Genomic DNA, 8,965 nt, shown 5'->3' with positions numbered 1-8,965 from the left:
CGCGAGCCTGCTGATGGCGACGGCCATGGCGCGGCCCCAGTCGTGGGGGTGCTTGCTGCTGGATTCCTCGGTCGCGGTGAATTTCTTGTCCATGGTCGCCGTAATCTCCCTGCGCTGTTGCTCCTGCGGAACGCAGCAGCCCTGCCTTATTGAGGTGCCACAAACCCTAGCAGTCGGTCATCGTGCGGGGCACGTGATAAGCCATTAACCATGACCGAGACGCCGCCCGCACCATCCCTGGCCGAAGAACGCAGCGCCCGCATCGCTGTGACCCTGTTCCCGCTCCTCATCCTCGCGGGCGGCGTGCTGGCGGTGCTGACCCCGGATACCTTCACGGGCCTCGGCCCGCTCATCAACCCGCTGCTGGGCGTCATCATGTTCGGAATGGGGCTGACCCTGACCCCGCCGGACCTCGCGCTGGTGATGCGGCGGCCGTTTCCCGTCGTGGCGGGAGTGATGGCGCAGTTCGCGGTCATGCCGCTGCTCGGCTGGCTGGTCTCGGTGCTGCTCGGTCTGCCTCCCGCGCTGGCGCTCTGGCTGGCGGGCCGGTATCTGCCGGTGGATGCCGGGTCCATGGCCGGGTCCATCCTGCAGATCGTCCTCGTGCCGGTGCTCCTCGGATTGGCCGTGCGGTTCTTCCTGCCCTCCCTCGTGCAGCGTTGCCTCCCGGCGTTGCCCTGGGTGTCCGTCGCGGCGATCACGGTGGTGGTGGTTGCCGTGGTGTCAGGAAGCGCGGAGATCATCTTCTCGGCCGGCCTGCTGGTTCTGGCCGCGGTCATCCTCCACAACGGTCTGGGATACGCGCTGGGGTACGGCGCTGCGCGGCTTCTAAACTGCCGTTCACCGCACGCCGCACCATGGCCATCGAGGTGGGAATGCAGAATTCCGGGCTCGCCGCCGGCCTGGCACGGCAGTATCTGACCCCCGAATCCGCGCTGCCGGGTGCCATCTTCTCGGTGTGGCACAACGTTTCCGGGGCCATGCTCGCGGCGTACTGGCGACGCCGGAGCGCACCTACCTCCGCAGGGCAGCCCGCGCAGCGGAGCCGATGACTGCACTGTAGGTGGGGTAGGCGAACTTCACGCGCGCCAATGTCGCCAGGTCGGTTCCGCCCGCCATGGCGGAGGCCACCGCCTGGATCACCTCCACCGCGTTCTCCCCCACGGCGTGCGCCCCCAGGATCAGTTCGCGGTGGCGGTCGGTCACCAGTTTCAGGAACCCCTGCTCACGGTCGTCGATGATGGGCCGCTCCACCGACGCGTAGGGAACGACGACGGCGTGGCAGTCCGGGTCCCGCTCCCTCGCTTTCGCCTCGGTGAGCCCCACGCCCGCGTAGTCCGGATCGGTGAAGCCGCCCTCGGGCAGCAGATGGTGCGGTGTGGTCCGGTTGGCGCCGAGGACGGCGTTCTCGGCGGCGGTTTCGCCCTCGAAGACTGCAGCCTGCACCAGCATGCTGCTGCCGTTGGCGTCACCCGCCACGAAGATGTGCGGCACGTTCGAGCGCAGGTAGTCATCCACCGGGATGAAGGACCGGGCCGCTTCGACGCCTGCCGCGTCGAGACCCAGGCCTGCCAGGTTCGCCGGCCAGCCCGCCGCCATGACGACGGCGTTCACGCCCTGCGAGACGGGTTCGCCGTCCCGCTTCCACGCGATGGTCAGCGAGCCGTCCGATCCCTGGGCGATGCCGTCGATGCCGTCGATGCCTGTCTCGACCCGGACGCCCTTCGAGGCGAAGCCCTCGGTGACGGACGCGGCGACGTCGTCGTCCTCGGTGGTCAGAATCCTTGGAGCCACATCCAGCAGCAGGACCTCCGAACCGAAAGCATTGAAGATGGTGGTCAGCTGCGCACCGGTGTGCCCGCCGCCGATGATCGCGACGGCGGCGGGAAGCTCCGGAAGGGAGAGGACCTCGTAGGGCAGGATCGACAGCTCGGCTCCGTCGATCGAGAGCCGCCGGGCGTCGCCGCCGATGCAGAGGATGACGGCCCGTGCCGTGATGTCCGCGCCGTCCACCGACAGTGAACGCTCGCCCGTGAACACGGCCTGGCCCCGGATCAGGTCGATACCGAGGCGTTCCAGAGTGGCCGGGTAGCCCTTGGCGTCGAGCACCCGCTCCACCGTGGCACGGACGCGCTGGACTGTTTTCTCCCAGTCCACCGAGGGCTCAGCCACCACGATCCCGTAGTCGTACGCCGTGCGGACCTCCCGGAAGAGCCGCGCGGTCTTGGCGAGTACCCGTGACGGGACACAACCGGAATTTACGCAGGTGCCACCGAGCTTCGAGCGCTCCACCACAGCCGTCCGTGCTCCCAGCTCGGCGGCACGTGTTGCTGCGGCCATTCCGGCCGGACCGCCTCCTATGACCAGTACGTCGTAGGTGTACTCCACGGGCGCTCCTTCAGTAGGTTCTTCCAAACGGGACGGCGTCCTCCCATCCTCCACCGGAAACTCCACCGGAAACAATGATGGCAGGACGACGATCCGCAGCGGGCGATGACTTGAACCGGGGGTAGGCTCTGGTGCATGTCCAGAACCGCCGCGGCCCCCTCGGCCGTGCGGCATGCCACCTGGAACGTCCTGCCGGCGGGGATGACGGCGGCCTCCGGCTTCCTGCTGTTCGGCCTCGGACTGCAGTGGCAGGGCTACGTTCTCCTTGCAGGGGCACTCGCCGTATCGGCCGTCCTGAGCAGGGCACTCCTCCGTGACCTCGCCCTGATCGCCCTCGGGATCCTGATCATGAACGCCGTCCCCATCACCACCGACATCAGCGTGAGCCACATGACCGTCATGGGAAGCGCCATGGCTGCCGCTGTCGGCCTGCCCTACCTCATCTCGCGGTTCGTGTACCGCGAGCATGCCATTCGGTTCCCCGTCCTCACCGGGCAGAAATGGTCCCCGGTGGAGCGCTGGTACCTTCCCGCCGTCGTCGTCATCGGTTACCTGCTGCTGCCCGTCTACCTCGTTCCCACCGGCGTGTATGAGAACTGGCCGGCAGCCGATGATGCAGGGAGCGTAGCGCGGCTCTTCCTCGGCACCAATGTGCTGGGCATCTGGGATGAGCTGTTCTTCATCTGCACGGTGTTCACCCTCCTGCGCCGTCATATCCTGGAATGGCAGGCGAACCTTCTGCAGGCGGTCCTTTTCACCTCGTTCCTGTGGGAGCTGGGTTTCCACGCCTGGGGTCCCGTCCTGATCTATCCGTTTGCGCTGGTGCAGGGCTGGATCTTCGCGCGGACCAAGTCGCTCACCTATGTGGTGAGCGTCCATCTGCTGTTCGACTTCGTCCTGTTCCTGGTGCTGCTGCACGCCCACAACCGCGACCTGTTTCCTATTTTCCTGTACTGATCCTCCCGCGCCCGGAAGTCACCGCGCTGCCCACATCCAGTGCGCAGCCCGCAGCCCTCCATCCAGTGCGCAGCCCTCCATCCAGTGCGCAGCAATGACGGGGAATTGGCCCCGAATCGGTTATTGCTGCGCACTCGATCGCACGAGGGCCTGCCAGCATTCCTTTCCTCCATGCAGTGCGCAGCAATGACGGGAAAGTGGCCCCGAATCGGTTATTGCTGCGCACTCGATCGACGGCCCGGTGCCACGCGTCGCGGATACAGGGTGGGTGAGCCCTTCAGCCCGTTCCCGGTGCGCAGGCCGTCGAGCACGGCGGTCAGGGTGTCCCGCGACGAGTGCTCGGCAGACCAGCCGAGAAGCGTCCGCGCGCGGCTGGTGTCCATAACGGGAACGAGGGCCGCCAGATCGATCCAGCCCGGATCGGTCCGCTGCAGGCCCGCGGCCCAACTGACGGCCACCACTGCGCGGAGCAGGGGTACGGGAATGTTGAGCACCCGGCGGGCGCCCAGGACCGCTGCAAGTCGGGCCGGGGTGATCTCCGGTTCGGCGGCGATATTGAACGGCCCCGACGCCCGCTGCTTGACCACCCGCCAGTAGGCATCGGCGACGTCGTCCGCGTGCACGGCCTGGAAGATGAGCTGCGCGGGAAGAGGGATCAGTGGCAGGGGAATCCTGCCCAGCACCAGCTTGGGGATGAAGGGCCCGAGGAAATACCGACCGATCTCACTGCCTGCTTCGGGCTGGAAGATCAGCCCGGGGCGCAGCCGGGCAACAGTCCGTTCCGGGTGATCCGCCTCGAACCGGTCCAGCAGCCTTTCCTGTTCGGCCTTCTGCCGGCTGTAGTGCGACGTGGGGATACCGGCGGTCGGCCAGGATTCATCCGTCCGGGAGTCCTTGTCCGCAGCCGAGTAGGCGGCCACCGACGAAGCGCACACAACCTGTTGCACTTTCGCATCGGCTGCTGCGCGGAGCACGTTCGACGTGCCCGTCACGTTCGTGCGGTACATCGCGGCTTCATTCCGGTTCGGCTGGATGGCCCAGGCGAGATGGACGACGGCGTCCACGCCCTCCAACACGGCAGTAAGCTGCGCGCGCCCGCTGTCCGTGCCGACGTCGAGCATGTGCCAGTCGACCCCGCGATAGGGTGCAACGGCGGGATCGGGTGCGCGGCGGGCGACTCCCGTCACGGAGAGGGGCTCACCGCCGGTTTCCTTCCGCTCGACGGCGGCGCGGTGCAGCCGTCGCAGCACCGCCGTACCGACGTTTCCGGTGGCACCGATCACGGCAATTCTCATGTGGGTTCCTTCTCCTGTGCGCCCCGTGGAACGGTGGACTCCCGTCGCGGGACTGGACTAGTAAGCACGCTTATGGTGCAGTTATAGGGAAGACGATATCGGATGTGACGCCCGGCAGGCACAGGGCGTTCTGTGGAGGTAACTGTGAGCGACAAAAGCCCGGCGTCAGGCGACGCCAAGAACAACGAGACTTCCCAGAAGGCCCGCAACGCTCCTGACCCGAACGATCCACGGAAGCCTGAAGCTCCGAAGGACATGGCCAAGCCCGCCTGGGGCTACGTGGCCAAGCGCTCACTCGGCGAATTCGGCAAGGACCAGTGCACGGATCTCGCGGCGGCCCTGACCTATTACGCAGTGCTCTCGATATTTCCCGGCATCCTCGCGCTGGTGTCGCTGCTCGGCCTGTTCGGCCAGGCGGAGGCGACGACGTCGCAGATCATGGGGATCGTCGGCCAGTTGGCTCCGGGCGGAGCGACGGACACCATCGAGCCGATCGTCCAGCAACTGGCTTCCAATCAGGCCGCCGGCCTGACGTTCGTCATCGGCCTGTTGGGCGCCATCTGGTCGGCGTCCGGTTATGTGACCGCGTTCTCGCGGGCGATGAACCGCATCTACGAGGTGGACGAGGGCCGCCCGTTCTTCAAGCTCCGCCCGCAGATGCTCCTCATCACGGTGGTCGTCCTGGTCCTCATCGTCATCATGGCCCTGCTCCTGGTGCTCTCGGGCCCGGTGGCCGAGGCCGTCGGTAACGCCATCGGCCTCGGTCCCGCCGCCGTGACGGTGTGGAACATCGCCAAGTGGCCGGTCATGGTGGCCTTCGCCGTGGCGATGATCGCCGTCCTCTACTACGGAACGCCCAACGTGAAGCAGCCGAAGATCCGCTGGATGAGCATGGGCGCGCTCATCGCGCTCGTGGTCCTTGCGCTCACCACCGCCGGGTTCTCCTTCTACGTCGCCAGGTTCGGGAGCTACGAGGCCACCTACGGTGCGATCGCCGGCGTCATCATCTTCCTCCTGTGGCTCTGGCTGGCCAACCTGTCGCTCCTCTTCGGCGCGGAGTTCGACGCCGAGATGGAGCGCGGACGCCAACTGCAGGCCGGTATCGAGGCGGAGGACACCATCCAGCTCCCGCCGCGCGACACGAAGGCAGCAGAGAAGAAGAATGAGAAGGAGCTCAAGACGGTCAACACCGGGCGCGAACTCCGTGAGAAGTACGAGCGTGAATCAAATCGCCGCTGAGGAATTGGAGCTGCAATCGATGTCCGGAACACAGCGTGAACAGGCCTCGGCAGAGCACAGCACGGAGCACAGCACTAAAGGGTCCTACGTGAACTCCGGTGAGGAATTCACGCGGGATACCGCCTACCTCGAAACGCGGATCACCCGCGACGCGGCGGACGGCTATCCCGTGGAGCCGGGCAGGTACCGCTTGATCGCGGCGCGCGCCTGTCCCTGGGCCAACCGGACCATCATCGTGCGCAGATTGCTGGGGCTGGAGGAGGCCATCTCCCTCGGGACTCCCGGTCCTACGCACGACAGCCGGTCCTGGACCTTCGACCTCGACCCGGACGGCAGGGATCCGGTCCTCGGCATCGAGCGGCTTCAGGAAGCCTTCTTCAAGCGTGACCCGAACTACCCGCGCGGAATCACCGTTCCCGCGATCGTCGACATCCCCACGGGTGCCGTTGTCACCAACGACTTCCCGCAGATCACGCTGGATTTCTCCTCCGAGTGGACGGAGTTCCACCGCGAGGGCGCTCCCGAGCTGTACCCGGAGCCGCTGCGCGGGGAGATCGACCTCGTCAACAGGCGGGTCTTCACCGAAGTGAACAACGGCGTCTACCGTTGCGGATTCGCGGGGTCGCAGGCAACCTACGAGGCGGCCTATGATCGGTTGTTCAGCGCGCTGGACTGGCTGGAGGAGCGCCTGACCCGGCAGCGCTTCCTCGTGGGCGACACCATCACCGAGGCCGACGTCCGGTTGTTCACGACCCTCGTCCGGTTCGATCCGGTGTATCACGGCCACTTCAAGTGCAACCGCAACAAGCTCACCGAGATGCCCGCACTGTGGGGCTATGCGAGGGATCTGTTCCAGACGCCCGGCTTCGGGGACACCATCGATTTCCAGCAGATCAAGGACCACTACTACATCGTCCATGAGGACATCAACCCTACGGGGATCGTGCCCAAGGGACCGGATCTCACGAACTGGCACTCCGGCCACGGCCGCGAGCAGTTGGGCGGGCGTCCCTTCGGGAACGGGACGCCGCCGACGGCTGCCTAGGCACCACCGAGAACGAATGAGGAAGGGTGGAATGTGCCTTTGCACGTTCCACCCTTCCGTCTCTCTCCTGCAGGCCACCCGGCTCGCCGCGATATCAGAGGACGGCTTCGTGGTCGTTGCGGCGGCGGGCGGTGACGTTGAACAGGACCGCGACTTTGCGCAGTGGCGTCTCCAGTGCGGTTTCCAGGTTCGAGGCTACCTGAGCATGGATTTTCTCGAGGACGTCCTGGACATCGGCCCGGTCATCGACGCGCACGTCGATGGTCAATTCGGGTTCGGCCGCTGTCCCCCGCAGGAGAGCGGTGGCTCCGGTGACTCCGGGCAGGGCTGCGGTTTCCTGTTCCACGGCGTCGGTGAGGACTCGTGGTTCGCAGGTGGTGTAGCCGGTGGACCCGTTGTCGCCGTGGAGTCGGAAGGCACGGGCCTGGTTCCGCCTAGGAATCTGAGCGAGCAGCCACAGAAGTGCGCCGATGCCGATCAGCACCGCAAGGACGGCAAGAATGATGGGTGCTGCGTCGTTCGCGAAGACGTCCCGGAAACCCTCCGGCAGGGCCGGGTCGGCGGGTTCGGCCGGGGAAAAACCGGCGCCGGCGGATTGGGCGATGGTGCCGGCGAGTCCGCTGGCCAGGAGGACTCCCGCGATGCCCAGGATCAGTGTCGCCAGGCCGATGATGGCCAGCCAGGTCCGGTTGAGTCTTCCGGCTGATTCCCTCATGAGTGGATCCTTTCGTAGCGGTGCGTTGCCGGGAATATTGTCGACGCCGGACCTATGGGTCCGGGTGAGTGAGCGGAGGGGTCAGTCGTTGGTGGCGCGGACCCGCACCGAGACTTTCGGGGTGGGATTCAAACCGACGTCCTGAAGTTTGCGGGTCAGGGAACTCGTGAGCTGCTCCGACAGGTTCCCGGCGTCGTGGAGGGGCGTTCGAACGTGGACGTCTACCTTTTTGGCGGTTGCTTTCACGGTGCTGGAATCGACGCCGTCGGTCTGGTCCACGTGGGCAACTGCGAGCCGGGCGACTCCGCGCCGGCTCATGGCGGTCTCGGAGAAATGTTCATCCGCGCTGTCGGGGCCCTGAATCCTGGCGGTGTTGTGCTTGCCGGGCAGTATCGCCGTCAGCAGCAACACCAGACCGATAAGGATCAGGATGATGGCGGTGGTCCACAGGGCGGGGCTGTCCCAGGCCAGGGACGCCACGTCTTCGCGGATCGAGGCCAGGAACGGCGGCCACTCTGCTGTGGTGATGCGGGTGACGCCGATCCAGACTGCCAGGGCCGCCGTCGTGAGCAGGAGGATTGCGATGATGGTCGCCGGCAGGGAGCGGCTGGAGCGGCGGCGCAGCGCCGGGGACGTGGGTTTCGGGCTCATAGGAGTTCCCTTCGGCCGGTGGAATGCGACGGGTTGATCAATTCGACGACGTCGATATCTACCTGGCGCACTTCGACGCCGCACCGGGTCGATACCTCGTCGCGGACATGTTGGCGCAGGCGTTCCGTCGTCGTGCGCAGCGGCGCCGGGTAGCGGATGCCGGCGCTGATGGAAAGAGTGGCGATAAGTCCACTCAAGCGCACTGTCGCCTGCGGCCGCGGCGCGTGTTCACCGCGTGAGCCGATGCCGAGGAACCCGCCGGTGGAACCACTGATCCCGGGAACCTCGGAGGCGACGTGGGCTGCGATCTTCTCGATCGCTTTCTCGGCGATGGTGAGTTTCCCGCGGGTCGAAGGATCCGCTGATACCGATCCTCGCGGGCTCGGATCTGCGGACCGGACAGTTCCTGCGTTCGTCGCGGCTCTTCCCGGCACGGTGGTCATCGGCGGTTACTCGAGCGTCCGGTCAGAGCGCCGAGGTCGAGCTTGCCGTCGATGATCCGGGCGGTGAGCAGCCCGAGGGCGCCGAACACGGCCACGATCAGGAAATCCGAGAAGCCTCCGAATGCTGCGACCCATCCGAGGAAAAGGCCGGTCAGAAGACCCATAGCTGTTGTACTCATTGTCGGGTGCCTTTCTCAATGCAGAATGTGGGGGGCAGGGGTGGCCTTCACCG

The 8,965-nt window shown here is 66.2% G+C and carries 9 protein-coding genes and 1 pseudogene; 4 read left to right on the top strand and 6 right to left on the bottom strand.

All coding sequences use genetic code 11. From position 1 onward, the window contains the following. Window positions 1-210: 210 nt before the first annotated feature. Window positions 211-1,052, top strand: a pseudogene (locus tag Y704_RS19710) (bile acid:sodium symporter family protein). Here the strand turns inward: Y704_RS19710 and Y704_RS0107525 are convergent. Then, window positions 1,015-2,388: a dihydrolipoyl dehydrogenase family protein gene (locus Y704_RS0107525; RefSeq protein WP_026549666.1), complete on the bottom strand. Its 1,374-nt coding sequence runs from the start codon at window positions 2,386-2,388 to the stop codon at window positions 1,015-1,017. The pseudogene Y704_RS19710 and the gene Y704_RS0107525 sit on opposite strands and share 38 nt — an antisense overlap. Window positions 2,389-2,523: 135 nt before the next feature. On the opposite strand from Y704_RS0107525, the gene Y704_RS0107520 reads away from it, so the two are divergent. Next, the gene (locus tag Y704_RS0107520) at window positions 2,524-3,345 is read left to right on the top strand and encodes a CPBP family intramembrane glutamic endopeptidase (RefSeq protein ID WP_035771942.1); all 822 of its coding nucleotides are present in this window, start codon (window positions 2,524-2,526) and stop codon (window positions 3,343-3,345) included. Window positions 3,346-3,557: 212 nt separating this feature from the next. Here the strand turns inward: Y704_RS0107520 and Y704_RS19705 are convergent, their stop codons facing one another. Further along, window positions 3,558-4,640: an NAD-dependent epimerase/dehydratase family protein gene (locus Y704_RS19705; protein ID WP_051476801.1), complete on the bottom strand. Its 1,083-nt coding sequence runs from the start codon at window positions 4,638-4,640 to the stop codon at window positions 3,558-3,560. Window positions 4,641-4,784: 144 nt separating this feature from the next. Here Y704_RS19705 and Y704_RS0107510 point away from each other — a divergent pair, with 144 nt between their 5' ends. Next, window positions 4,785-5,879 carry a YihY/virulence factor BrkB family protein gene (locus tag Y704_RS0107510; protein WP_026549664.1) on the top strand — a complete coding sequence of 365 codons (1,095 nt, stop codon included), beginning with the start codon at window positions 4,785-4,787 and terminating at the stop codon, window positions 5,877-5,879. A 19-nt stretch (window positions 5,880-5,898) separates the two neighbouring features. Beyond that, window positions 5,899-6,924: a glutathione S-transferase family protein gene (locus tag Y704_RS19700; protein ID WP_051476800.1), complete on the top strand. Its 1,026-nt coding sequence runs from the start codon at window positions 5,899-5,901 to the stop codon at window positions 6,922-6,924. Between the two features lie 94 nt (window positions 6,925-7,018). Here the strand turns inward: Y704_RS19700 and amaP are convergent, their stop codons facing one another. The 4 genes from amaP to Y704_RS0107485 form a co-directional block, all read right to left on the bottom strand. After that, on the bottom strand, window positions 7,019-7,639 hold the full coding sequence (gene amaP, locus Y704_RS0107500) for an alkaline shock response membrane anchor protein AmaP (protein ID WP_026549663.1): 621 nt from the start codon (window positions 7,637-7,639) through the stop codon (window positions 7,019-7,021). A gap of 81 nt (window positions 7,640-7,720) precedes the next feature. Continuing rightward, window positions 7,721-8,290: a DUF6286 domain-containing protein gene (locus Y704_RS0107495; RefSeq protein ID WP_026549662.1), complete on the bottom strand. Its 570-nt coding sequence runs from the start codon at window positions 8,288-8,290 to the stop codon at window positions 7,721-7,723. Beyond that, the gene (locus Y704_RS19695) at window positions 8,287-8,733 is read right to left on the bottom strand and encodes an Asp23/Gls24 family envelope stress response protein (protein WP_051476799.1); all 447 of its coding nucleotides are present in this window, start codon (window positions 8,731-8,733) and stop codon (window positions 8,287-8,289) included. The genes Y704_RS0107495 and Y704_RS19695 overlap by 4 nt, the downstream gene beginning before the upstream one ends. Continuing rightward, window positions 8,730-8,912: a hypothetical protein gene (locus Y704_RS0107485; RefSeq protein WP_026549661.1), complete on the bottom strand. Its 183-nt coding sequence runs from the start codon at window positions 8,910-8,912 to the stop codon at window positions 8,730-8,732. The genes Y704_RS19695 and Y704_RS0107485 overlap by 4 nt, the downstream gene beginning before the upstream one ends. Window positions 8,913-8,965: the final 53 nt, after the last annotated feature.

It is taken from the genome of Arthrobacter sp. Br18 (assembly GCF_000520555.1).
Classification (GTDB): Bacteria; Actinomycetota; Actinomycetes; order Actinomycetales; family Micrococcaceae; genus Arthrobacter_D.
Note: the sequence above shows the minus strand (reverse complement) of the source record. Positions and strands in the feature narration are given on the sequence as shown.

Coding starts and splice junctions, on each gene's coding strand:
- Y704_RS19695 (WP_051476799.1), bottom strand. CDS start 8,733: ATGACCACCGTGCCGGGAAGAGCCGCGACGAACGCAGGAACTGTCCGG.
- Y704_RS0107495 (WP_026549662.1), bottom strand. CDS start 8,290: ATGAGCCCGAAACCCACGTCCCCGGCGCTGCGCCGCCGCTCCAGCCGC.
- Y704_RS19705 (WP_051476801.1), bottom strand. CDS start 4,640: ATGAGAATTGCCGTGATCGGTGCCACCGGAAACGTCGGTACGGCGGTG.
- Y704_RS0107520 (WP_035771942.1), top strand. CDS start 2,524: ATGTCCAGAACCGCCGCGGCCCCCTCGGCCGTGCGGCATGCCACCTGG.
- amaP (WP_026549663.1), bottom strand. CDS start 7,639: ATGAGGGAATCAGCCGGAAGACTCAACCGGACCTGGCTGGCCATCATC.
- Y704_RS19700 (WP_051476800.1), top strand. CDS start 5,899: ATGTCCGGAACACAGCGTGAACAGGCCTCGGCAGAGCACAGCACGGAG.
- Y704_RS0107485 (WP_026549661.1), bottom strand. CDS start 8,912: ATGAGTACAACAGCTATGGGTCTTCTGACCGGCCTTTTCCTCGGATGG.